Below are 22,905 nucleotides of genomic sequence, written 5' to 3'. Positions count from 1 at the left end.
CGTACCCCATGTGAGAGTAGGTCATCGTCAAGATTAAATTCCGAAACCCCATCTGCGAAAGCAGATGGGGTTTTGTTTTTGCCCCGTGAAAAGCCCGGACGCCAGCACCCCCCGTAGCCGCTGCCGCATGGCTGCGCTGGAGTCCCGCAGGGGCTCCCGGGCGATCTCGGAATTTTGCGACCGCTACGCGGCCGAGCGCAGCCTGCGGCAGCGGCTACGGGTCCGGCGTTGGTTCGAGAAATTCCGGTATCGCGTCGCGGAGCGTGGGAAGGAGATTGACTTTCGCCTGTCGTCGGTTGTACCGCTCGTTCATTACCGCCGGGGTATGCTGGTTCTCACGCTCTGGTCGAGAGGATAAACCGATGCCTGACTATTACGATTTGGGCACCTACAGCCGCCCGGTGACGACCAACTCGTCCCAGGCCCAGCTCTGGTTCGATCGTGGATTGTTATGGTGCTACGGCTACAACCACGACGAGTCCATCCGTTGTTTCCGCAAGGCGATCGAACACGACCGCGATTGCGCAATGGCCTATTGGGGCATCGCCTATGCCTCGGGCCCAAATTACAACAAGCGCTGGGATGCCTTCATCGAACAGGAGTTGAAAGAGGCCGTGGTCCAGGCCCGACTGGCGACGCAAGCCGCGCTGGCGCATATCGAGGGTGCAAAACCGGTGGAGCAGGCGCTGATCCGGGCGCTGGAACAACGCTACCCGGCCGATCAGGCGTCCAGTCATGATCAACTCTTCACCTGGAACGATGCCTACGCGGCATCCATGCGGGGTGTCTACAAAGCCTTTTCCGATGATCCCGACGTCGTTGCGCTGTTTGCCGAAGCGATGATCGACCGCACACCCTGGCAGTTGTGGGACCTGAAAACCGGTGCACCGGCACCTGGCGCTGACACGCTTGAGGCGGTGGCCGTACTGGAGCAGGCGCTGCGGCGGATGGAGCAGCATGGGGATGCACCGCATCCGGGCATATTGCACATGTACGTCCACACCATGGAAATGTCGCCCTACCCGGAGCGAGCGCTGCGAGCCGGCGATCTCCTGCGTGACCTGGTGCCGGACGCCGGACATTTGCGCCATATGCCGTCGCACATCGACGTGCTCTGTGGTGATTACCGTGGGGCTATGGTCACCAATAGCCGGGCGATCCAGGCCGACAGCAAATACCTGGAGCAGGAAGGGCCACTCAACTTCTACACCCTGTATCGAAGCCACAACTACCACTTCAAACTTTACTCGGCGATGTTCCTCGGGCAATACCGACCGGCCCTGGAAGCCGCCGACCAACTGATGTCGACCATCAAGGAAGAACTGCTGCGCGTGGAGCAGCCGCCCATGGCCGACTGGTTGGAGGGCTTCATGTCGATGAAGGTGCATGTGCAGATACGCTTCGGCAAATGGCAGGACATACTGACCACCCCTCTGCCAAACGACCAGGTGCTGTACTGCGTGACCACGGCGATGCTGCATTACGCCAGAGGCCTGGCGCACGCGGCGTGTGGGCATATAGCTGCCGCAGAAGCCGAACAGCAATTCTTCCTTGATACCCTGAACCGAGTGCCGGAAACACGCTACATCTTCAACAACAAATGCGTGGATATTCTGGGGGTGGCCGACGCCATGCTGCGCGGGGAAATCGAGTATCGCAAAGGCAACTACGACAGCGCTTTTGCCCATTTGCGCCACGCGCTATCACTTGACGATAATTTGCCCTATGACGAGCCATGGGGCTGGATGCAACCGGTCAGGCATGCGCTGGGGGCACTGCTGTTGGAGCAGGGCAGGGTAGAAGAAGCCATGCAGGCTTATCAGGCTGATCTGGGCCTGGACAACACCCTCAGTCGTGCGTCCTGGCATCTGGACAATGTGTGGAGCCTCCACGGCTACGTGGAATGCCTGAAACGACTGGGCCGGGACGCCGAGGCAGCCATCGCGCAGACCCGCCTCGACCTGGCAATGGCCCGGACTGATGTAGAAATCACGGCATCCTGTTTTTGCCGTGTGGGGGCGTGTTGCTGTCAGTAGCGTCCGGAAGTGCACGCCTACGTGCTGAGGTCGAGAAGGATCTAAAAAATGTCTCTCGCTAGATAGTCACTGGAAATTCACGATAGAAATCACCTATTGAGACTGGCAGCATGGTGAACTATGCCGCCAGCTGAACCCTGTCAATCTCCTACGGTATTATCTCCAGTTTGAATCCCTCCTCTTTATTGCCAGTAACTTTTACACTGGCGACGTGTTTCGGGCTGTCATTTCCAACTGCCCCGACTGCATTTGGCAGGAAGAGTGTATACGGAAAAGCACTTAGTCCGGCTTGTACCAACACCGTGGCAATTTCCGGGCCGGAACCACTGAAGTAATTGACGCCGATGTTGTAAGTTCCTGCCTCCAGCTTCTCACAAGGAACAACATAATGCTCAGCACCGAATCCGGTAGTCACATCCCTGTCCAATGTTCCGGAGAGACCGGTACGTGCAGCATAGAAGACATGCGAACGATTTGGCTCGAAAGCATGCAGATCCACGTCAGGTTGGCTGCCCCAGGTTAATGTGGCGGTAATGATGCCCGGAATAACCAAAGGTGTTGGCTGGACCATATCTCTTCGTGTGTTCATGATATCCCTGAGCAACTTCTCCTTACTAGCAGTGTTGTCCCATAGATAAGCCAACTGGAAAGAGTGTCCAAGAATATTGTCAGGAAGCTCGAATCCTGTGGTTGGTACATTTACGATTAGGGGAGCTGGCAAACCACTTCTGACCTTGAACAATCGGATTGCCTCGATCACCTTGTCTTCAGCGATGGTAGTGTAAGGCCCGCCATTCACGACACGGGTATCCGGGTTGGCTGCGGATACAATCCCAAAGCCTCTTTGCTCTTCTGACGTCAACGCTGTGTATTCCTGGTTAACGAAGAAATTCCCCTGAGAATGGGCTACCACGATTACCTTTTTCCCCTGCAGCAGTTTGTCCTTATACGCAGAGACGTGGCGGTTTCTGTCTTGAACATCAACCAGGGCTATCTCATCGAGGAGGGCGGCGCCTTGCAAATAACCGTCTCTGAGGACGTTCGGCATGGGGACATAGTGGGCGAGCATTCGCCAAAAGTCCCCAATATCCCTCCCTAACGACTGAATCGCAGATTCCAACAAATCTCCGATCACGGTGCTTGTTGAGTTGTAAGAGAGGCCAAATTCAATTTTTTTGTATTCGTCTTCATCCATTTTGCTGCGCAGGTCAAGTTGCATGCCCACCAGATTGACCTTAGCCGATATCTCGGTTGTATCGATACCGTTGCCGAAATAGATCGCTGTGTCTTTCACAGCACAGAACGTGTCCAGATCCAGCGCAGCAGTGGCAGGCTGGGCAAGAAGCAGTGTGGCGCTGGAGAAGGCAAACATGGCTTTTTTGAAGTTTTTCATCGCGGTTCTCCCACTATTGTTCATTACAGGAGTTTGAGAATTGCGACGCGGTCTGGCCTGGAAAAACTTCGCCAGCTAACTGTTCGCCGTAGGTAACATAGGCTCGACTACGTGCAGCATTGTTGACAATCGCCCCCTCGAGTTCACTTATGATTCGTGCAGCGTCCTTCGGTGGCTGGACAAAAAACATACACTCAACCGCTCGATCCGTTGCGCCGGCTTGCTCCATAGCGATTCTTTTGTCATCAGCGTTCAGTAGGCCGGTTTGGAGCGCTCGTGAAAGTTGCCGAGCCGCAGCTTGAGTGGGAGGACTATTGGTGTATTTCTGCTGAATGAAAATATCCATGTAGTCCCAGACCCCATTTCCATCATTGTCGGCCGCCGGAACGGTATCTGGGTTCTGGATCAAAATATTGACCGGCAGTGGTTGTGTGAAACTGAAGCTTTTGCCCTTTCCCTTGGTATCGGCACTGATTTGCACAATGCCATTATAGCTGCCAAGAGGTGTCGTACTTTGTGATTTTACCCTTACGATAATTTTTACAACGTCGGAAACTCTCACGTCCTTGATATCTTTTGGCGTCACGGTAACCAGATTGAGGAGATCCTTCGTCACCGATAGTTCAACATGCCCCAAGCGCTTGGCAGAACTAAGGGTCACGGGTACGTCAATACTTTCTCCGGGAGCCAAGGTGATACTGATAGAGTCCTGACTCCAATCAACTGGCTGGGTGTCTTGTGTGTTTTGTGTGTCTTTTTTATCTCCAGCCATCACCACGGAATTAAATAGAATTATTATAAGTAAGAACTTCCTCAGCATCATGTCGAGCCCCTTGTTTATAGTTGTGCGAAAGCCACTGCCAGGACTGGCAGGGCTGCTTTTGTGTTGTGAAGAGAACTTCTCAAGTCCTGTCCGCAGCATTGCAAGAGGCCGGAATGCAGGGGCGGCCTGTGAACGGATAGCTGAACACTGACAATGCTATCCAAATGCTAGCATGCAGCATGTTGATGGCAAGTTGCCTAATAAATTTTTTAAAAAATTATTTACATTCATCAAACACATTTGGTTGTCCATTAATGCTTACTAAAGTGTTCTGTTTTAAAGCTGAAACAGGTATGCAGGTTGGTGTAACATTTTTAAGAAAAAGGGGTTTTAGAATCGCCCCGATAATGGCATGACGGCCATCCGATGGGGCTGCACTACTTGGCGGTAGCGCCGTATTTAAACTCGAGAAAAATCAGTCGAGGATGTAAGCGTGGTTTATTTGGGCTTTCCTCGACCGCATGGCTGTATCGGGTCAGCGTCATCGGCCATTCCACCTGAGGCATGCTCGCGACCCGTTGCGTCTTGCTCTACCCGGAAGGCACCGAGAAGCTGGTGCTGTTCGACTCAATCGGGCTGGAGGACTGGAAAGACCTTGGCGTGCCATGGCGTAGTATCGATCAGTGGTGTAAACGCGAGCTTAAGTGCAATGCCGTCGGCATCCGCAAGTAGGAATGGAGCATGAGGCTCGGTTCATGCTGCAGCGCTATGGTCTATGCCCATTGTGTTCCGGCACCGCTTCGCATTGACGGCACAATGCAAGTGCATTACCGTAAAGTCATTCTCCACACCGATCTGGGGCTAGATATGGCTACCACACTCGAAGTCGAATCCACTCTCACGGATCGTTACCAAACCACGATTCCGGAAACGGTGCGTCGTGCGCTTCGCTTGAGCAAGCGCGACAAGATCCATTACACCATACGCCCCGGCGGAGAAGTGGTGCTGACCCGTGCCGAAGCATTGGAAGATGATCCGGTGATCGGCCAGTTTCTGGGTTTTCTGGCACGCGACATCGCCAACCATCCCGAGCACCTGCAAGCTGTCGATGCGAATCTCGTAACGCGCATCCATTCGCTGGTCGGCAACATCGAGGTTGACCTCGATGCGCCGCTGCCGGCGGATGATGAATGAGCCAAGGCAAGCCTGTACCACTGGTCGTACACGGCTGGACGGTTTTTGCCCACCCCTTGTTTCTGGATCAGATCGAGCACCTGATCCAGAGTGTTGAGGTGTTGAAGCAGACAGACCCGGTGGGCTACATCAAGAAGAATGCAACTAAACGGCTGGCGGCTATCGCCAGGCTGGCGTTCGACGTGATTGCGCAAGATCCGACCCGCTCCGAGTACCGGCAAGGCGGCACGTTGGGCGAAGATCATAAACACTGGTTTCGGGCCAAGTTCTTTCAACAGTATCGACTGTTCTTCCGTTTCCACGGGCCGAGCAGAGTGATTGTGTTGGCTTGGGTGAACGATGAGAACACCAGGCGCGCCTATGAAAGCAGTGACGACGCCTACCTGGTGTTCAGGAAAATGCTGGCTAGCGGTCATCCGCCCGATGATTGGGATCAGTTATTGAAAGAAGCGAGGTCGGGGGCAGCGCGTTTGCATTCGGCACTGGAATCGGTCAAGTGACCGGACGCTTATTTCCCAAGCCTGAGCGACATCATTCTTCATTTGGCGCATCAGTATTCGGCTCCAGTCGGGAGCCGTCAGCAACGGCATCGCGGTGCAGCTTGATCAGCTCCTCGATTTCCTGCTTCTGGTAATGCCGGACCCACACGGCAGCCTGTTCTTCACTTACCCCCAGCGCCAGAAATGCGCGACGCGCGATCTCCAGGCTGGAATGAAAGGTTTCCCGTACCGGTCGGGCGCCTCCATCCATCAATTTCAGTGCTTCCTTGTGGTCGTGTGCCCGCGCGATAACCTTGACCGAAGGATAGAGCCGCGAGATGACCCGAGCCGTCTCCAGATTGATCTGCGGATCGTCGGTGGTGACGATGACCAGCTCCGCCGTACCCACCTTGGCGGCATGGAGAATCTCCGGCCGAGTCGGGTCTCCGTAGAAGACCGGCAGGCGCCCGGTCGCACCGCGCTGGCCGAGTGTCTTCACCGAGGTGTCGAGGGCTACGAGCGAGATCCCCCGGGCTTGCAGCAATTGCGCGATGACCCGGCCCATCCGGCCCATGCCGGCGATCACCACTTTGGGCTCGTCGTCGACCTCGGGCGGAGTTTCCGGTGCATCCGGCGTGGCAGGCCTTGCGCGCATTACGGGTGCCAGGGCGATCATCACCAGGGGCACCATCGCCATCGACAATGTGACGACGAGCACCATCAAGTCATGGACCGACTGTTCCAGCAAGCGGTGGTCTAGCGCCAGCTTGAACACCACGAAGGCGAACTCGCCACCGGAGGCCAGGACCACGCCAAGGCAGGTGGCGTCGGCTCGCGACAAGCCACCGGCCAGGCGTCCGATTCCGAACAGTAGGGGCAGCTTGAAGCCCACCAGCAGCACAGTAAGGCCCAACACGGCCAAGGGTTCGCCAAACAGCAGGCGCAAGTCCGCGCTCATGCCCACGCCGACGAAGAACAGCCCGAGCAGCATTCCCTTGAACGGTTCGATCTGCGACTCCAGCTCATGACGAAACGGCGACTCCGCCATGAGCAGTCCGGCAAGGAAGGCGCCCAACGCCATGGAAACGCCGACGTGCTCCATCAACCAGGCGGTGCCGAACACGCACAGTAAAGCCGTGGCAGTGGACAGTTCGCGCAGACCCGGGCGCAGCGCCCAGCCGAACACCGGGCCCAACAGATACCGCCCACCGACGATGACCGCACCGATGCCGGCCAGGACCGTCAGGGCCTGCCTCAGCTCGCCGCCCTGCATCTGGTCGGCTTCGCCACCCCCGAGCAGGGGTATCAGGGCGATCAGGGGAATGGCGGCGATATCCTGGAACAGCAGAATAGCCACTGCCAGACGGCCGTGGGGACGGCCCAACTCATTGCGCTCGGCCAGTATCTGTAGGCCAAAGGCGGTGGATGACAGGGCTAATGCCAGGCCGAGTACGATGGCAGCCTGGAGGGATTGGGCGAATGCGATATACGCAATCGCCGCGAAAATGGCCGCGGTGACAATCACCTGGATCGGCCCGATGCCGAACAGCGAGCGCCGCATCATCCACAGTTTGCGGGGTGAAAGCTCCAGTCCGATGATGAACAGCAGCAATACCACGCCCATTTCCGAAAGGCGGCTGACATTGTGGGGGTTGTCGATCAGCCCGAGCACCGAGGGTCCGATCAGGACTCCGGCCAGGAGATAGCCCGGTACGGCGCCCAGCTTCAAGCGCTGAGCCAGGGGCACCAGCACCACCACCGCCAATAGAAAGACAACCGTCGCCTGGAGCAGGCTTGCTTCATGTGGCATCCGCGCATCTCCTTGCTGTCGGCGCAGGGCTCTGGGCCATGACGACTGATCGCAGGTTCTGGCCAGCCAGCATGCCGTTCCCCTGAACTGGTTACAGCATAGTCCTGTGGCGCAGGCCATCAATTCAAACCGTATGCCAGGTTCAGGCGTTTTCAACCGCGCGGGGTTTGTCACGAAATGAAAAGCTGTTGTCGTCTGATGAGAAGCGTCCAACCAGCCTGCGTCATACAGTCAATCCCATCAGAACAAAACGGCGTAGTACGCCAAAATCGCAGATTGGAGAAACAGGCATGGCCAAAGCCATACGCTTCTACGAAACCGGTGGTCCCGAAGTCCTGCGTTACGAAGACGTAGCGGTTGGCGATCCCGGCCCGGGTCAGGTTCGTCTTCGTCATGTGGCTGTTGGCCTGAACTACGCCGACACCTACTTTCGCAACGGCACCTACCCGATCCCGCTGGCCAACGGCATGGGGGTCGAGGCTTCCGGTGTGGTGCAGGCCGTCGGCGAGGGTGTTACGAACGTCGCGGTTGGCGATCGCGTCACCTACACCGGCTTCCTCAACACCCTGGGTGCCTACAGCACCGAGCGTCTGATCCCGGCCGCGCCGCTGATCAAACTGCCGGAAACCATCAGTTTCGAAACTGCCGCGGCCATGACCATGCGCGGCCTGACGTCATCCTACCTGATGCGTCGCATCTACAACTTCAAGGCCGGTGACAGCATTTTGCTGCACGCGGCGGCCGGCGGCGTCGGCCTGATCGTCTCCCAGTGGGCCAAGCTGCTCGGCCTGACGGTCATCGGCACCGTGTCCACCGAAGCCAAGGGTGAAATCGCCAAGGCTCACGGTTGTGACCACGTTATCAACTACAGCCACGAAGACGTTGCAACCAGCGTTCGCGATCTGACGGACGGCGTTGGCGTCAACGTGGTGTTCGACAGCGTCGGCAAGAACACCTTCATGGGTTCCCTGGATTCCCTCAAGCGCCGCGGACTGATGGTCTGCGTGGGCACTGCGTCCGGCCCGATCCCGGCTTTCGATCCGGTACTGCTGGCGATGAAGGGCTCCCTGTACCTGACGCGTCCGGCCCTGGCTGACTACATTGCCGATCCGGCGGAGAAAGCGGCCCTGGCCGGCGAGCTGTTCGACCACGTCGGCAACGGTCGGATCAAGATCGAGATCAACCAGCACTACGCCTTGCAGGATGCCGTGCAGGCCCATCGTGACCTGGAGTCGCGCAAGACCACTGGCTCGTCGATTTTCGTCATTTAAGGAAGCTGCCTGCCATGAAAGTCGAACAATTGACCTGCAACATCGGTGCGGAACTGATCGGCGTCAACCTCGCCGACGCTATCCATGACGATGGTCTTTTCGCCGAGATTCGTGCCCAGTTGCTCAAGCATCGGGTGGTGTTCCTGCGTGACCAGGACATCAGCCGTGCCGAGCATGTTGCCTTCGCTCGCCGCTTTGGCGAGCTGGAGGACCATCCAGTGGCTGGCAGCGACCCGGAGCATCCGGGCCTGGTACGCATCTACAAGGATCCGGACCAGCCGATGGACCGCTACGAGAACGCCTGGCACACCGATGGTACCTGGCGCGAGACGCCGTCGATGGGCTGTGTACTGCGCTGCATCGAGTGCCCGCCGGTGGGTGGCGACACCATGTGGACGAACATGGCCGTGGCCTATGAGCGTCTGCCCGAAGACGTGAAGGCGAAGATCGAAGGCCTGCGTGCCCGCCACAGCATCGAGGCCAGCTTCGGTGCGGTCATGCCGATCGAGAAGCGCCTGGCGCTCAAGGCCCAATACCCCGACGCCGAGCATCCGGTGGTACGCACTCATCCGGAAACCGGTGAAAAGATATTGTTCGTCAATGCCTTCACCACCCATTTCAGCAACTACCACACCCCTGAACGGGTGCGCTTTGGCCAGGACGCCAACCCGGGCGCGCCGGAACTGCTGCGGTACCTGATCAGTCAGGCTTACATCCCCGAGTATCAAGTGCGCTGGCGCTGGAAGCCCAACAGCATTGCCATCTGGGACAACCGCAGTACCCAGCACTACGCCGTCATGGACTACCCGCCTTGCCATCGCAAGATGGAGCGCGCGGGCATCATCGGCGACAAGACCTACTGAAGAGCCCCGACTGCTCGCCTACTTCCGCCTGCTGCGGCAAACCCCGCCAGGCGGACCACGATAATAAAAGGAGTAATTCATGCAATTCTTCGACGATTCCCTGCACCCCGAAAACATGGAAAAGGTGGTCATCACCGTCGCCCCGTACGGCCCAGAGTGGGCACCAGAAGACTTCCCTGAAGACATTCCGGTCACTATGGACGAGCAGATCCAGAAGGCTGTCGAGTGCTACGATGCCGGTGCCACCGTGTTGCACCTGCACGTACGTGAGCTGGACGGTAAGGGCTCCAAGCGCCTGTCCAAGTTCAACGAGCTGATTGCCGGTGTGCGTGAAGCTGTGCCGGACATGATTATCCAGGTCGGTGGATCGATCTCCTTCGCCCCTGAAAGCGATGGCGAAGCGGCCAAGTGGCTGAGCGACGACACCCGTCACATGCTCGCCGAACTGACGCCGAAACCAGACCAGGTTACTGTCGCGATCAACACCACCCAGATGAACATCATGGAGCTGTTGTATCCGGAATACCTGGAAGGCACCTCCCTGGCCAACCCGGCCTACCAGGCTGCTTATAGCGAAATGACCGTACCGGCTGGCCCGGCCTGGGTTGAAGAGCACCTCAAGCGCCTGATGGCCAACGGTATTCAGCCGCACTTCCAGCTGACCGGCATGCACGCCCTGGAAACCCTCGAGCGTCTGGTTCGCAAGGGTGTCTACAAAGGCCCGCTGAACCTGACCTGGATCGGCATCGGTGGTGGTTTCGACGGTCCTAACCCGTTCAACTTCTTCAACTTCCTGCACCGCGCACCGGATGGCAGCACTGTGACTTCCGAGTCGCTGCTCAAGAACGTTCTGCCGTTCAACGCCATGTCGATGGCCATGGGTATGCACCCACGCGTTGGTAACGAAGACACCATCATCGACCACCAAGGCAAGCGTTTCTCTTCCGTGCAGCAGATCAAGCAGACCGTGCGCATCGCCCATGAACTGGGTCGTGAAATTGCCACCGGCAAGGAAGCGCGCGAGATCTACCGCATCGGTGTGGAGTACTCGAGCATCGAAGAAACCCTGCTGGCCAATGGCATGTCGCCAAACCGCAAGCCTGGTCAGAAAGGCGTGCCGCAGCGCGGTTGATCGGCAACGGGCGGGAGGCCGAAGGCTTCTCGCCCCGCCCGAAGTTTCAAATGTGTCACGGGCTCAATGCCCTATAAAAATAAATACAAGCAAAGCTCCGAGGAGGCACCATGGCCTTTCACCACAGCACAGCAGACGATGATGAGGATACTTCGGTTGGTATCGCACGCCGTTACGCCTGGATCGTTTTCGCGCTGACCTTCGGCCTGTTGATCTCCGACTACATGTCGCGTCAGGTGCTCAACGCAGTATTCCCGTTGCTCAAGAGCGAGTGGTCGTTGAGTGATGGTCAACTCGGCCTGCTCAGCGGCATCGTCGCCATGATGGTTGGCCTGCTGACGATTCCCTTGTCGTTGATGGCCGATCGCTTCGGCCGGGTCAAAAGCCTGGCGCTGATGGCGCTGCTGTGGAGCCTGGCCACCTTTGGCTGCGCCCTGGCGCAAGACTACCAGCACATGTTCATTGCCCGCTTCCTGGTCGGCGTCGGTGAGGCCGCCTACGGCAGCGTCGGCATTGCGGTAGTGATTTCCGTATTTCCCAAGCACATGCGCGCAACGCTCGCCAGTGCCTTCATGGCCGGTGGCATGTTCGGCTCGGTATTGGGCATGGCCCTGGGCGGTGCGATTGCTGCCAAGCTGGGCTGGCGTTGGTCGTTCGCCGGTATGGCGTTGTTCGGCCTGCTGCTGGCGGTGCTTTATCCGATTATCGTCAAGGAAGCGCGTATTGCCCCGCAGCGCGCTGCCAGGGCCGCAAGCAAGGCGACTGCCGCGGTCAAGCGGCCGCTGCGCACCTTGTTTTCCAGCCGATCGGTGATCGCGACCTATGTCGGCAGCGGCCTGCAGCTGTTCGTCGGCGGTACGGTGATTGTGTGGATGCCCAGTTACCTGAATCGCTACTACGACATGGGCGCGGACAAGGCCGGTGGCATCGCTGCGATCATCGTCCTGTGCAGCGGCGCGGGGATGATTCTCTGCGGCATGCTCAGCGATCGCCTGTGCCGTCAATCGCCTGAGCGCAAGGTGGCCCTGGCCATCGGCTATTGCCTGGGCAGTTGCCTGCTGCTGTCGCTGGCGTTTGCCTTGCCGGCCGGGCCCGCGCAACTGGTGTTGATCTGCCTGGGCATGCTGATTGCCGCAGGCACCACCGGCCCTGCCGGTGCCATGGTCGCCAACCTGACCCATTACTCCGTGCACGGCACGGCCTTCGCCACCCTGACCCTGGCCAACAACATGCTGGGGCTGGCCCCGGGGCCGTTCATCACCGGCAAGGTGTCCGATGTCATCGGCCTGCATGCTGCGTTCCAACTGGTGCCCCTGGTCAGCGTCCTGGCGGCGGCGGTGTTCTTCTATGCCATGTGTTACTACCACAAGGACATCGCTCGCCTGAAAGGCGAGGGTGTCAATGTCAATACCGGCCCGGTGTCGATCGAGGTTAAATCGTGAGTCGTCGTTTGCGTATCGATGTGTTTTTCGACTTTATCTGTCCCTGGTGCCTGATCGGCAAGCGCCAGCTGGAGCAGGCACTGGAGCAGTTGCGGCTCCTGCGGCCGGATGTCGAGGTCGAGTTGGCGTGGCAGGGTGTGCAGTTGCTGCCACACATGCCGGCCCAGGGCGAGCCTTTCGCCGCGTTCTATCTCAACCGGCTGGGCAGCGCCGATGCCGTGCGCGCGCGCCAGGCCCAGGTGCAGCAGGCCGCCGCGGCGTCGGGTGTGGCTATCGATCTGAGCAGCATCGGCACGATGCCCAATACGGCCAATGCCCATCGCTTGCTGGAGCGCTGCGCCGAACTGGGTAGTGCAGGGCAGCGCGATGCGTTGATCGAGCGCCTGTTCGCCGCCTATTTCCATCACAACGAGGACATCGGTTGTACCGAGACCTTGCTGGCTATTGCCGAGTCGTGCGGCTTCGACCACGCAGCCGTGGCCGACTGTCTGTGCGGCGACGCCAGTCCCTTCGTCGGCGCCAGCACAAGGGGCGTCAGCAGCGTGCCGTATTTCCACTTCAACCGTAACCGGACAGTGCCCGGTGCCCAACCGGCCGAGGTGCTGCTCAATGCGATGTGCGAAACGCTGGTGCACAGCGAACCCGAGCCGCAGCCGTCATGAGCGTGCGAATTCAAGTGCCGGCCGGCAAAGTCCCGCAGGACGGTGGTCGCAGCCTGTTCGAATTCGATGACAGGAGCGTCGCCCTGTTCAACGTGGGGGGCGCGTTATATGCCATCGACGACAGCTGCCCGCATCAGGGCGCCTCGCTCTGCGGCGGTCGCCTCGAAGGACGGGTGATTCAGTGTTGTGCCCATGGCCTGCGCTTCGACCTGTCCAGTGGCTACCTGCTCAACTCCACCAAGCTCAAGGTCGCCAACTACCCGGTCGAGGTAGTCGACGGCCAGGCATTTATCGTTATCGCTCCAGAGGAGTCTGCGCCATGAGCGCCATTGCGCTTACCCATATCAACAGCCGCGTGCGCGAATTGGCGCCGGGCTTTATCGTCAGCCTGATCGTCGCGGCAGCGGCCACCTTCCTCTCCGAACACTACGGCGCACCGGTGATGCTGTTCGCCCTGCTGCTCGGCATGGCGCTGAATTTTCTCACCGGCGACAGCAGTTGCAAGGCCGGCATCGAGTTCACCGCGCGCACCGTGTTGCGTATCGGTGTAGCCCTGCTGGGTATGCGCATTACCCTGGAACAGATTGTCGGGTTGGGCTGGAAACCCCTGGCCCTGGTGGTGATCCTGGTGGTGGTGACCATCAGTGTATCGGTGGTGGCGGCCAAGGCCCTGGGCTTCTCGCGCTTGTTCGGCATGCTCACCGGTGGTGCCACCGCGATCTGCGGTGCTTCGGCTGCACTGGCGCTGGCGGCGGCGTTGCCCAACCACCCACAGAAAGAACGCGCCACGCTGTTTACCGTGATCGGCGTATCGGCGCTGTCGACGGCGGCGATGATCCTTTACCCGATGATCGCCAACTGGTTCGGGCTGTCGCCGCAAACCGCAGGGGTGTTTCTTGGCGGCACGATCCACGACGTGGCCCAGGTGGTCGGTGCTGGCTACAGCATGGGCACCGAGACGGGCGACACGGCTACGGTGGTCAAGTTGATGCGGGTGGCGATGCTGCTGCCGGTGATTGTCTGCGCCACCCTGATCACCCGTATGCAAGGCGCCGACCCGACCGGCAAGCGGCCGCCGCTGTTGCCCTGGTTCGCCGTCGGTTTCCTGATTCTGGCCTGCATCAACAGTACCGGCTGGATTGCCCCGGCGGTGCAGGGTTCGATCAATGATCTGTCGCGCTGGAGTCTGGTGGTTTCCATCAGTGCACTGGGCATGAAGACCCAGCTCAAGGAGCTCGCTTCGGTCGGCATCAAGCCGATCCTGCTGATGGTGGGGGAAACGGTATTCCTCGTCGCCCTGGTGCTGCTGTTGCTGCACTGGGGGCTGTAAAACCGGGGCAGCCACAAGCTGCCCGATCTTGCGCTAGCAGAGCCGCACTACGTTGACTCCATGACGTAGCGGGGCGCTGGACCGGAGCCACGATCTCTGGTTCGTTTGCGGGCGGCTGTGACGGCAGCCGCCCGTTTTTTTATGGGCGTTGTACCTATCAATTTGTCTGTGTCACCGCGGTGACCTCATCGCTGGCTTGCCAGCGATGCAGGCGACGCGTATTTCCGGAAACCTTGTGCTGTTCAGCTATCGCGCTTGGGAGCCAGTTTTTTGTGCTCGCTGCGCCAGGCCGCCGGCGGCATGCCGAACTGGCTGATGAACCAGCGCGTAAACGAACTCGCCATGGAATAGCCCAGCATGTCGGCGACCTGCCCCAGTGAATAGGCCGGGTTCTCCAGGTAGCGCAACACCAGATCGCGACGCACGTCGTTGATCAGGTCGTTGAAGGTGCAGTCGTCTTCTTTCAGGCGACGTTGCAGGGTGCGCACGTTCATGCCCTGGGTCTGGGCGATCTGCTCGATCGTGGCGCGTCCCATGGGCAGCAGCAGGTAGATGGCCTTGCGGACATCGAACAGGGTCGACGAGCCCTCGTTGCTCAGCAGCGAGTCCAGGTAGCGTTGGGCATAGCGTGCCATCCCCGGATCGGCATGGGGGTTGGCCATGTCCAGGTTGGCGTCGGGACAGACAATGCCGTTGAACTCGCTGCCGAACTCCAGCTTGCAGCCGAACAGCCGCCGATGCAGGTGCAGGTTGTCGGGGGGCTGGTGGGTGAAGTTGACGCTGTAGGGGTGCCAGTGGGTGCCGAGCAGGGCGGCGCACAGGCGGAACATCACGCCGATGGCCAGCTCATTGGCTTGCCGGCAGACCATGGGCGCCTCGGTGACCACTTCCTCGCGGATGATCACCATCTTGCCCGCTTCCTCGACGAAGATGGCCAGCGAATCGTTCATCAGATGACGGTAATGCACGAGCACCTGCAACGCGTCGCGCAGGGTGCGCTGGTGGGTGAGCAGCAGGCTGACGACACCGAAGTCCGAGAGCTGGCGCGATTCGGCCATGCTCAAGCCGAAGTATTGGCAACCGCTGGCGATGGCCGAGTTTTCCAGCAGGCGCACCGCTGAGTCGATGGGAATACGGTGATCGGGGGTTTGCAGCAGGGTTTTGCTCAAACCGACTTCGGCCAGCAAGGCATGAGGGTTCAACCCCAGGTAGTGCGCCACTTCCAGGTAGTTGGTCAACACGGCAGCGCGAACGAGCTTTGTCATGCAGAGGCGTTTCCTGGCGTTGTTCTTATGGAATCCATCCGTTGTCGACTATATCCACCAAGTCATGAAATGAAAAGTTTTTGACGTGAACTGCGCGGTTCACTCCTCGCGGACTCCAGTATTTTCCGCCTCCGGCGTCAATGCCTATCAGCCTCCGTAAAACAACAATCGACCCCTCTTGCATGGCGCGTACCCAGCAGCCACGGCATGAAGGGCGGATAACCTGAGTGAGCCTGCATGCGAGTCAATACACCCGTCACCGATCAGGAACGCAGATTTCCGGCCGAACAGCGCCTGATTTCAGCCACCGACCCCCAAGGTCGTATCACTTACTGCAACGACGAGTTCGTCGCGGTCAGTGGTTTTACCCGGGAACAACTCATTGGCAGTGCGCACAATATCGTGCGCCATCCGGACATGCCCGCGGTCGTCTTCGCCCATATGTGGAGTCACCTCAGCGCCGGCAAGGCCTGGATGGGCATCGTCAGGAATCGTTGCAGCAACGGCGACGGCTATTGGGTCAGTGCCTATGTCACGCCGATTCATCAGGACGGCCGGGTGGTCGGCTACGAATCGGTACAGGTCAGGCCGCAGGCCGAACAGGTGCAGCGCGCCTGCGTGCTCTATGCACGGCTGCGCGGAGGCCGTTCGCCGGCCAGTGTGTGGCAGCGCCTGGGCATGTTGTCGCGCTTTCTGCTGTTGCCATTGCTGGGTGGGCTGTTGGGGACCTTCCTGTCGATCGCAGACATGCCAACAGCGGCCGTCACCAGCTTGATAGGGCTCTCGATTGCGCAAACCTGGGTGTCCCTGTGGTTCGTTCGGCGTGCACTCTCCAAGATCCAGGAAGCGGCGCCGCTGGCATTCGACAGTGAACTGGTGGCGCTGACCTACAGCAGCGAAACCGGTGCGGTCGCGCGACTGCAAATGGCACTGATCAGTGAAGGGGCGCGCATCCGCACGGCGCTCAGTCGCCTGGGCGATTTTGCCGACCAGACCGCCATTCTGGCGACCCGCAACGGCCAGTTGGTCGATCAGGCGCAAACGGCGCTGCAGGTGCAACGGCTGGAAGCGAACAGGGCGGCAGGCGCGATGCAGGAGATGGCCACCTCGATCGGGGAGGTGTCCATGCATATCCAGCAAACTGCGCAGAGCGCGCGCGAGGTCAATCACTTGTCCACCGGCGGCGCGCAACGGGTGGTGCAGACGCGCCGCGTCATTGAAAAGCTGGCCGATACCGTGGACGACATCAGCCGTTCGGTGGACAGCCTGGCCAGGCAGACCCAGTCGATCCAGCAAGCCGCCAACATGATTCAGGCCATTGCCGAGCAGACCAACCTGCTGGCCCTCAACGCTGCCATCGAGGCCGCACGGGCAGGGGAGCAGGGTCGTGGTTTCGCCGTGGTGGCGGACGAGGTGCGAGCACTGGCCTCCAAGACCGGGGAGTCGACCAAGACGATCCAGCAGATCATCAGCGCCTTGCAAGTCGAGGCCCGCCAGGCCGTGGACATTGCCGGCAAAGGCAGCGACGAAGCCCGTGCCGGCGTGACCCACGTGATCGATACCGAACGCGCCCTGGACGGCATCACGCTGGCGATCAGCGGTATCCACGAGCGGGTCGAGCAGATGGCCGCCGCGGCGGAACAACAGAGCCAGGCTGCCGGGGCGGTTTCCAGCCAGATCAGCACGATTTCCCTGGCGGCGCAGAACAATTCCGAGCTTACCAACCGTTCCCAGTTGCTGGGTCGCGATCTGGAAGCCACGGCCCATTCGCTACACGTGCTGGTTGAACGCTTTAACGCGTGAGCGAATCGTCTCAACGGACGATGTGTCATCAAAAGAAAAGCAGCTGACGTTAAATGAAAAGCACCCCTGATGGGGGGTCTTTAATGTCGGTACTACAAAAAGCTTCTGGCGAATCAGCCAGTCGAGTCATCGAGAAGGCGAAGGTGTTCAAGTGGACAAACTACAAACTAACGCGACCGTTCTGATTGTACCGGGCTTGCGCGAGCATGTTGCCGAGCATTGGCAAACGCTGCTTGAAGCCAGGTTGAGCAAAGTGCGCAGTGTGCCGCCACTTGAAACCGACAAGCTCGACTGCGCCGCGCGGGTACGCGCCATCCAGCACGAAGTGTCGCAGATCGACGGGCCGGTGATTCTGGTCGCTCACAGCGCCGGTGTACTGATGGTGGCCCACTGGGCTGCCAAGCACAGCGCTCCGATCAAGGGCGCTCTGCTGGCCGCGCCGCCGGATCTGGATGCCACCTGGCCCCAGGGCTATCCAACCCCGGAAACCCTCCGGGCCAATGGCTGGGACCCTCTGCCCACCGGCGCACTGCCGTTTCGCAGCGTAGTCGCCGGCAGCACCAACGATCACCTGGCAAGCCTGGAAGCTGTCGCCCGCATGGCTCGCGGCTGGGGTAGCGAACTGGTCAATCTCGGTCAGGTCGGCCACCTCAATCCCGCTTCGGGCTTTGGCCACTGGCCGGGCGCCGAAGCCTTCATTCAAGAACTGGATCGCTAGTCAGATAGCAGCCTGGCCCAAAAAAACGCCCGGCACATCCTAGACTCGTGACGCACGCTGGCTCTTTCACCAGGGCTTGCGCAAGGACGGCTGCGCTTAAATACAAGTACAACACGGCGGAGACAACGTAATGCATAACAATAAGAGTCACAGCCTCAAACCCTCGCATCGCAGCCTGCTGGCCCTGGCCATCCTTGCTGCTGGCATGCCGGTGGCCCATGGTTTCGAACTCGATACCGGCAACCCCGACTGGGCTGTGCGCTTTGACAATACCGTCAAGTACAACTACGGCGTGCGTACCGAAAACGCCGACAAGCGCATGCTTGGGACGCCGAACAACAACGACGGCGACTACAACTTCCGCCATGCCGGGACCAACATCACCAACCGTGTTGACCTGCTGACCGAGATGGATGTTGTCTACAAGGAAAGCATGGGTTTTCGCGTCAGTGCGGCGAGCTGGTACGACAAGGCGTATGAAAACACCGGTTCCAACTCCAATCCGTTCGTCAACGGCAATGGCGAAACCTCCGGCCTGATCGCCAATGACCCGCGACTGGCTGGCGTCACCAATGACAATGTCGGCAACGGCAGTCCGCACCTGAGCAACTACGCCCAGCGTTACTACACCGGTCCCTCGGGCGAGATTCTCGATGCCTTCGTGTTCTACAGCACCGAAGTGGGTGAAGAGTCCCTGTTCAGCATCAAGGCCGGCCAGCACAACGTGTTCTGGGGTGAAACCATCCTGAACCCGGTGCACTCGATCAGCTACGGCCAGTCCGGCCTGGACCTGGCGAAGCTGGCGGCATCGCCGGGTACCGAGGCCAAGGAGCTGTTCGTCCCGCGCGATCAGATTTCGACCACCTTCACAATCAATCCCGAGTTGACCATTGGCGCCCAGTACTTCCTGGACTGGAATGCTGCCCGCCTGCCTGAGGCCGGTACTTACTACGGCGGTTCCGACCTGGTGGGCTTCGGTGCGCAATCGTTCCTGCTCGGCAACACCAACTCCATCACGCCCGGCAGTCCGCTCGGTTGTGGCATCGCACCCTGCAACGCGCTGACCAACGTGCGCCGTGGCGATGACCTGACACCGAGCAATCACGGCGACTGGGGGCTGATGGCCAAGTGGTCGCCAGCATGGCTGGACGGCACCCTCGGTATCTATTACCGCAAAACGTCGGACATCCTGCCCCAGGCCTGGCTGGACGCCCGGGGGATCACCTCGGCCAACCCCAATGGCACGCGACCTGCGGGCCAGGTGCCGGCTGTGGTCAACACGCTGAACTCGTTGAGCACTGCCACCTATCAGTTGGCGTACTCCGACGATATCGACATCTATGGCCTGAGCCTGTCCAAGGATATCGGTGGCATCAGCGTCGGCAGCGACTTGAACATCCGCCACAACATGCCGTTGGCCAGTATCCCGGCAATTGTCAGCACCACCAGCCCCCTCGGGCTGGGGCAGGGCCTTGGCCTGTTGCCGGCACGTACGGCGGGCACTGGCGTTATCTACGACACCCCGAGCAACGGCGACAGCATGAGCGCCACCGGTGAAACGCTGCACTGGACACTCAACGGTCTGATGACCATGCCCAAGACGCCGGTGTTCGATTCGGCCGTCGTGCTCGCCGAGCTGTATTACAGCAACTTGCTCGAGCTCGATGACAAGAACGAGGCGCTCTACAAGGGCAAGAGCACTTACCGCGGCATCGACAAGCCTACCCGTGACAACTGGGGCCTGGCGGTCAACTTCACGCCGACCTGGTACCAGGTATTCCCGGGCGTGGACATGAGCCTGCCGATGTCCGTCAACGTGGGTCTCGACGGCGTTTCACCGGTGTCCGGTGGTGGTGCAGAAGACACCGGCAACTATGCGGTCGGCGTCGGTGCAGCGGTTTACAACAAGTACTTCGTCGACCTCAAGTATGTCGACGCCTTTGGCAAGGCTGACAAGTGCAATGTCAGCGGTAACAGCACCGGTGCTGCCAACGCCGGCAGTGGCGACGGCTCCACGCCGAACGCCTTCAGCGGTAACGAAAACTATGCGTGTTACGCCGGTGGCTATTCGGCCTTCTCGGGCGGCGGTGCGACCACGGAAGACCGTGGCGCCGTGTACCTGACGCTGAAAACCACCTTTTGATACACCCAATGCTTAGTTTCTAAGCAGGAGAACAATAAAATGAAATTCGTCAAAACACTGCTGGCCGCTTCCCTGGCCATGACCCTCGGCGCCCATGCACAGGCCGCCGTTACTGCACAGGACGCTGCCAAGCTGGGCAGCAGCCTGACCCTGGTAGGCGCTGAAAAAGCTGCGAATGCCGATGGCTCCATTCCCGCCTATGCCGGCGGCCTGACCACGGCTCCGGCCAATTTCAAGTCCGGCGACAGCATGCGCCCGGACCCCTTTGCCAGCGAAAAGCCGCTGCTGGTGATTGATGGCAAGAACGTCGATAAGTACAAGGGCATGCTCAGCGCCACCACGGTGGAACTGGCCAAGCGTTTCCCGACTTACCGTGTCGACGTCTACCCGACCCATCGCACCGTTGCCCTGCCGCAGACGGTGCTGGACAACAGCGTGAAAAACGCCACCGGCGCCAAGTCCCTTGAAGGTGGCCTGGCCATCGACAACGTACTGCCCGGCGTGCCGTTCCCGATCCCGCAATCGGGCGCCGAGGCGATGTGGAACTTCCTGCTGCGCTACCAGGGCGTCAACATCAACTCCAAGTACGACTCCTGGAACGTCGACTCGGCAGGCCAGGCGAGCCTGGCGACCACGGGGCAGGCGTTCATTACCTACCCGATCTACGAGAACATGGCGCAGCCGATCAGCAGTGCCGACGTGTACTACCAGATGAAGCTGTACTACACCGGTCCTGCGCGCCGTGCCGGCGAGGCGATCATGCTCAAGGACGCCGCCAACCCGCTGGCGCAACCGCGCCGCGCATGGCAATACCTGCCGGGCCAGCGTCGCGTCAAGCTGGCACCGAACCTGGCTTACGACACGCCTAACCCCGGTACCGCGGGCGCCGGCACCTACGACGATGTGTTCGTGTTCAACGGCGCGCTGGATCGCTACGACTGGAAGCTGGTCGGCAAGCAGGAAATGATCGTGCCGTACAACACCTACAAGCTGACCTACGCCGCGGATCCCAAGAGCCTGACCACTGCCAACCATCTGGCACCGGATATGGTGCGCTGGGAGAAACACCGTGTCTGGGTCGTGGAGGGCAACCTCAAGGCCGGTGCACGTCACGTCTACCAGAAGCGCCGCTTCTACCTGGATGAAGACAGCTGGGCAGCTCTGGCTTCCGACCAATACGACGCACGTGGTCAGCTCTACCGTGGCTCCTTCGCCTTCCTCAGCCAGAGCTACGACAAGCAGGTTCCGGACTCCACGCCTTTCATGATCTATGACCTGGTCGGCGGTTCCTACAACATCAACGGTGTGGTCGGTCCTTACGGCGGCATCCGCTACATCGAGTCCCTGTCCAAGGCGCAATGGTCGCCGGAGTCCCTGGCGGGCGCCGGTATTCGCTGAACACCCTGCGACAAGGCGTCCGCTCGGTCCACTGTCGGTGGGTGGTCGAGCGTCAAGGACGCCTGATATCAACGCCGGGTTGCACGCGATGTGCGCCCGGCGCAGTTTCTTCATGAGGACGCCGTATGTGTTCGTTCAAGAAGTCCGTGCTGCTGGCGCTGGGCGCCACGCTGGCACTGTTGCAGGGATTTGCTCAGGCCGCCGCCTACGTTGACGTGCTCGATCTGCCGGCCAGGCCCAGCGCCCTGGCAGTGCGCAGTCCCTTGCTGGACACGGCCCGTGCGGGTAACCGCCTGGTCGCCGTGGGGCAGCGTGGCCACATTCTGTATTCCGATGACGACGGCAAGCAATGGCAGCAGGCCGGCGTTCCGGTCAGCGCTGACCTCAATGCCGTGAATTTTCCTTCCTCCCAGCAAGGCTGGGCGGTCGGCAACGATGGCGTGGTGCTGCACAGCAGCGATGCCGGCGCGACCTGGAGCAAACAGCTCGATGGCCGTGAAATCGGTGCCTTGCTGGTCCAGCACTATGGTGCATTGGCCAGCGCCGAACCTGGCAACGAACAATGGGCCCAGCTCGCCGGCGAAGGCCAGCGTCTGGTCGAGGAGGGCGCCGACAAGCCGCTGCTCGATGTGTGGTTTGCCGACGACAAACACGGCTATGTGGTCGGTGTGTTCAACCTGATCCTGCGCACCGAAGACGGTGGCGAACACTGGACGCCTTTGCAGGACCGTACCGATAACCCGCAGGGCTTTCACCTCAACGCCATCGCCTCCACGGGTGATGGACTCTACATCGCTGGCGAACAGGGCCTGCTGCTCAAGTGGGACGACGCCCAGCAACGCTTCATGGCCCTGCAGACCCCTTACCAGGGCAGCTTTTTCGGTGTCGTCGGCAAGCCTGGCGAAGTACTGGCTTACGGCCTGCGCGGGCATGTGTTTCGCAGCACCGATGGCGGTGCCAACTGGAACCCGCTCGATACCGGCCTGCAGGTCAGCATCACCGCTGCCACGGTCGGCGCCGACGGCCGATTCCGCCTGTTTACACAGGCCGGGCACATGTTGGCCAGCCAGGCCGATGGTGCACGACTGCAGTTGGTGGCACAGCAGAACCAGTCACCGGTGTCAGGCGCCATCCAGGCAGCCGATGGCTCGCTGGTGGTGGTAGGCAGTCGTGGTGCACGTACGCTTTCCCAAGAATAAGAAC

The 22,905-nt window shown here is 60.0% G+C and carries 19 protein-coding genes and 2 pseudogenes; 17 read left to right on the top strand and 4 right to left on the bottom strand.

What is annotated here, in order from left to right; genetic code table 11:
* Positions 1-362: 362 nt before the first annotated feature.
* Positions 363-2,036, top strand: coding sequence for a tetratricopeptide repeat protein (locus F2S13_RS11890; RefSeq protein ID WP_166360908.1), 1,674 nt, complete (start codon positions 363-365; stop codon positions 2,034-2,036).
* A 148-nt stretch (positions 2,037-2,184) separates the two neighbouring features.
* Here the strand turns inward: F2S13_RS11890 and F2S13_RS11885 are convergent, their stop codons facing one another.
* Together F2S13_RS11885 and F2S13_RS11880 are read right to left on the bottom strand one after the other, a co-directional pair.
* The gene (locus tag F2S13_RS11885) at positions 2,185-3,429 is read right to left on the bottom strand and encodes a YfaP family protein (RefSeq protein WP_166360906.1); all 1,245 of its coding nucleotides are present in this window, start codon (positions 3,427-3,429) and stop codon (positions 2,185-2,187) included.
* Between the two features lie 13 nt (positions 3,430-3,442).
* Positions 3,443-4,252, bottom strand: a complete 810-nt coding sequence (locus F2S13_RS11880; RefSeq protein ID WP_166360904.1) for a hypothetical protein — start codon at positions 4,250-4,252, stop codon at positions 3,443-3,445.
* A 471-nt stretch (positions 4,253-4,723) separates the two neighbouring features.
* Here F2S13_RS11880 and F2S13_RS11875 point away from each other — a divergent pair.
* From F2S13_RS11875 to F2S13_RS11865, 3 genes and pseudogenes are all read left to right on the top strand, one after another.
* Positions 4,724-4,918, top strand: a pseudogene (locus F2S13_RS11875) (alpha/beta fold hydrolase); the annotation flags it as partial.
* A gap of 90 nt (positions 4,919-5,008) precedes the next feature.
* Positions 5,009-5,386: a type II toxin-antitoxin system PrlF family antitoxin gene (locus F2S13_RS11870; RefSeq protein WP_246237878.1), complete on the top strand. Its 378-nt coding sequence runs from the start codon at positions 5,009-5,011 to the stop codon at positions 5,384-5,386.
* Complete coding sequence (locus F2S13_RS11865) at positions 5,383-5,886, top strand: type II toxin-antitoxin system YhaV family toxin (protein WP_166360900.1); 504 nt, start codon at positions 5,383-5,385, stop codon at positions 5,884-5,886. Before F2S13_RS11870 ends, F2S13_RS11865 begins: the two co-directional genes overlap by 4 nt.
* 31 nt (positions 5,887-5,917) lie before the next feature.
* Here F2S13_RS11865 and F2S13_RS11860 read toward each other — a convergent pair whose 3' ends face one another.
* The gene (locus F2S13_RS11860; protein WP_166360898.1) at positions 5,918-7,675 is read right to left on the bottom strand and encodes a monovalent cation:proton antiporter-2 (CPA2) family protein; all 1,758 of its coding nucleotides are present in this window, start codon (positions 7,673-7,675) and stop codon (positions 5,918-5,920) included.
* Positions 7,676-7,965: 290 nt separating this feature from the next.
* Here F2S13_RS11860 and F2S13_RS11855 point away from each other — a divergent pair, with 290 nt between their 5' ends.
* The 7 genes from F2S13_RS11855 to F2S13_RS11825 all read left to right on the top strand — a co-directional run bounded on the left by F2S13_RS11855 (position 7,966) and on the right by F2S13_RS11825 (position 14,375).
* On the top strand, positions 7,966-8,946 hold the full coding sequence (locus F2S13_RS11855; protein WP_166360896.1) for a quinone oxidoreductase family protein: 981 nt from the start codon (positions 7,966-7,968) through the stop codon (positions 8,944-8,946).
* 14 nt (positions 8,947-8,960) lie between these two features.
* Positions 8,961-9,809, top strand: coding sequence for a TauD/TfdA dioxygenase family protein (locus tag F2S13_RS11850; protein ID WP_166360894.1), 849 nt, complete (start codon positions 8,961-8,963; stop codon positions 9,807-9,809).
* Positions 9,810-9,888: 79 nt separating this feature from the next.
* Positions 9,889-10,941 carry a beta-keto acid cleavage family enzyme gene (locus F2S13_RS11845; protein ID WP_166360892.1) on the top strand — a complete coding sequence of 351 codons (1,053 nt, stop codon included), beginning with the start codon at positions 9,889-9,891 and terminating at the stop codon, positions 10,939-10,941.
* A gap of 110 nt (positions 10,942-11,051) precedes the next feature.
* Positions 11,052-12,383 carry an MFS transporter gene (locus F2S13_RS11840; protein WP_166360890.1) on the top strand — a complete coding sequence of 444 codons (1,332 nt, stop codon included), beginning with the start codon at positions 11,052-11,054 and terminating at the stop codon, positions 12,381-12,383.
* Complete coding sequence (locus F2S13_RS11835) at positions 12,380-13,045, top strand: DsbA family protein (protein WP_166360888.1); 666 nt, start codon at positions 12,380-12,382, stop codon at positions 13,043-13,045. The genes F2S13_RS11840 and F2S13_RS11835 overlap by 4 nt, the downstream gene beginning before the upstream one ends.
* Positions 13,042-13,368 carry a Rieske (2Fe-2S) protein gene (locus tag F2S13_RS11830; protein WP_166360886.1) on the top strand — a complete coding sequence of 109 codons (327 nt, stop codon included), beginning with the start codon at positions 13,042-13,044 and terminating at the stop codon, positions 13,366-13,368. Before F2S13_RS11835 ends, F2S13_RS11830 begins: the two co-directional genes overlap by 4 nt.
* Positions 13,365-14,375, top strand: a complete 1,011-nt coding sequence (locus F2S13_RS11825; RefSeq protein WP_166360884.1) for a YeiH family protein — start codon at positions 13,365-13,367, stop codon at positions 14,373-14,375. Before F2S13_RS11830 ends, F2S13_RS11825 begins: the two co-directional genes overlap by 4 nt.
* Positions 14,376-14,617: 242 nt before the next feature.
* Here the strand turns inward: F2S13_RS11825 and F2S13_RS11820 are convergent, their stop codons facing one another.
* Positions 14,618-15,640, bottom strand: coding sequence for an AraC family transcriptional regulator (locus tag F2S13_RS11820; RefSeq protein WP_166360883.1), 1,023 nt, complete (start codon positions 15,638-15,640; stop codon positions 14,618-14,620).
* A 237-nt stretch (positions 15,641-15,877) separates the two neighbouring features.
* Here F2S13_RS11820 and F2S13_RS29805 point away from each other — a divergent pair.
* The 6 genes and pseudogenes from F2S13_RS29805 to F2S13_RS11795 all read left to right on the top strand — a co-directional run.
* Positions 15,878-16,204, top strand: a pseudogene (locus tag F2S13_RS29805) (PAS domain-containing protein); the annotation flags it as partial.
* A gap of 114 nt (positions 16,205-16,318) precedes the next feature.
* The gene (locus F2S13_RS11815; protein WP_425500226.1) at positions 16,319-17,443 is read left to right on the top strand and encodes a methyl-accepting chemotaxis protein; all 1,125 of its coding nucleotides are present in this window, start codon (positions 16,319-16,321) and stop codon (positions 17,441-17,443) included.
* Between the two features lie 151 nt (positions 17,444-17,594).
* The gene (locus tag F2S13_RS11810; RefSeq protein WP_166360881.1) at positions 17,595-18,161 is read left to right on the top strand and encodes an alpha/beta hydrolase; all 567 of its coding nucleotides are present in this window, start codon (positions 17,595-17,597) and stop codon (positions 18,159-18,161) included.
* 130 nt (positions 18,162-18,291) lie between these two features.
* A complete protein-coding gene (locus F2S13_RS11805; protein ID WP_166360880.1) occupies positions 18,292-20,304 on the top strand; it encodes a DUF1302 domain-containing protein in 2,013 nt (670 codons plus the stop codon).
* A gap of 39 nt (positions 20,305-20,343) precedes the next feature.
* Positions 20,344-21,702, top strand: a complete 1,359-nt coding sequence (locus tag F2S13_RS11800) for a DUF1329 domain-containing protein (RefSeq protein WP_166360879.1) — start codon at positions 20,344-20,346, stop codon at positions 21,700-21,702.
* Positions 21,703-21,827: 125 nt separating this feature from the next.
* Positions 21,828-22,901 carry a WD40/YVTN/BNR-like repeat-containing protein gene (locus tag F2S13_RS11795; protein WP_166360878.1) on the top strand — a complete coding sequence of 358 codons (1,074 nt, stop codon included), beginning with the start codon at positions 21,828-21,830 and terminating at the stop codon, positions 22,899-22,901.
* Positions 22,902-22,905 lie beyond the last annotated feature (4 nt).

This window comes from Pseudomonas akapageensis, from assembly GCF_011355085.1.
In the GTDB taxonomy this organism is placed as follows: domain Bacteria; phylum Pseudomonadota; class Gammaproteobacteria; order Pseudomonadales; family Pseudomonadaceae; genus Aquipseudomonas; species Aquipseudomonas akapageensis.
Note: the sequence above shows the minus strand (reverse complement) of the source record. Positions and strands in the feature narration are given on the sequence as shown.

What these genes read in the sequence shown, in the direction of transcription:
- F2S13_RS11830 (WP_166360886.1), top strand. Translation starts at nt 13,042, where the DNA reads ATGAGCGTGCGAATTCAAGTGCCGGCCGGCAAAGTCCCGCAGGACGGT.
- F2S13_RS11890 (WP_166360908.1), top strand. Translation starts at nt 363, where the DNA reads ATGCCTGACTATTACGATTTGGGCACCTACAGCCGCCCGGTGACGACC.
- F2S13_RS11805 (WP_166360880.1), top strand. Translation starts at nt 18,292, where the DNA reads ATGCATAACAATAAGAGTCACAGCCTCAAACCCTCGCATCGCAGCCTG.
- F2S13_RS11860 (WP_166360898.1), bottom strand. Translation starts at nt 7,675, where the DNA reads ATGCCACATGAAGCAAGCCTGCTCCAGGCGACGGTTGTCTTTCTATTG.
- F2S13_RS11850 (WP_166360894.1), top strand. Translation starts at nt 8,961, where the DNA reads ATGAAAGTCGAACAATTGACCTGCAACATCGGTGCGGAACTGATCGGC.
- F2S13_RS11820 (WP_166360883.1), bottom strand. Translation starts at nt 15,640, where the DNA reads ATGACAAAGCTCGTTCGCGCTGCCGTGTTGACCAACTACCTGGAAGTG.
- F2S13_RS11795 (WP_166360878.1), top strand. Translation starts at nt 21,828, where the DNA reads ATGTGTTCGTTCAAGAAGTCCGTGCTGCTGGCGCTGGGCGCCACGCTG.
- F2S13_RS11855 (WP_166360896.1), top strand. Translation starts at nt 7,966, where the DNA reads ATGGCCAAAGCCATACGCTTCTACGAAACCGGTGGTCCCGAAGTCCTG.
- F2S13_RS11825 (WP_166360884.1), top strand. Translation starts at nt 13,365, where the DNA reads ATGAGCGCCATTGCGCTTACCCATATCAACAGCCGCGTGCGCGAATTG.
- F2S13_RS11840 (WP_166360890.1), top strand. Translation starts at nt 11,052, where the DNA reads ATGGCCTTTCACCACAGCACAGCAGACGATGATGAGGATACTTCGGTT.
- F2S13_RS11865 (WP_166360900.1), top strand. Translation starts at nt 5,383, where the DNA reads ATGAGCCAAGGCAAGCCTGTACCACTGGTCGTACACGGCTGGACGGTT.
- F2S13_RS11870 (WP_246237878.1), top strand. Translation starts at nt 5,009, where the DNA reads ATGCAAGTGCATTACCGTAAAGTCATTCTCCACACCGATCTGGGGCTA.
- F2S13_RS11800 (WP_166360879.1), top strand. Translation starts at nt 20,344, where the DNA reads ATGAAATTCGTCAAAACACTGCTGGCCGCTTCCCTGGCCATGACCCTC.
- F2S13_RS11815 (WP_425500226.1), top strand. Translation starts at nt 16,319, where the DNA reads ATGTTGTCGCGCTTTCTGCTGTTGCCATTGCTGGGTGGGCTGTTGGGG.
- F2S13_RS11885 (WP_166360906.1), bottom strand. Translation starts at nt 3,429, where the DNA reads ATGAAAAACTTCAAAAAAGCCATGTTTGCCTTCTCCAGCGCCACACTG.
- F2S13_RS11845 (WP_166360892.1), top strand. Translation starts at nt 9,889, where the DNA reads ATGCAATTCTTCGACGATTCCCTGCACCCCGAAAACATGGAAAAGGTG.
- F2S13_RS11880 (WP_166360904.1), bottom strand. Translation starts at nt 4,252, where the DNA reads ATGATGCTGAGGAAGTTCTTACTTATAATAATTCTATTTAATTCCGTG.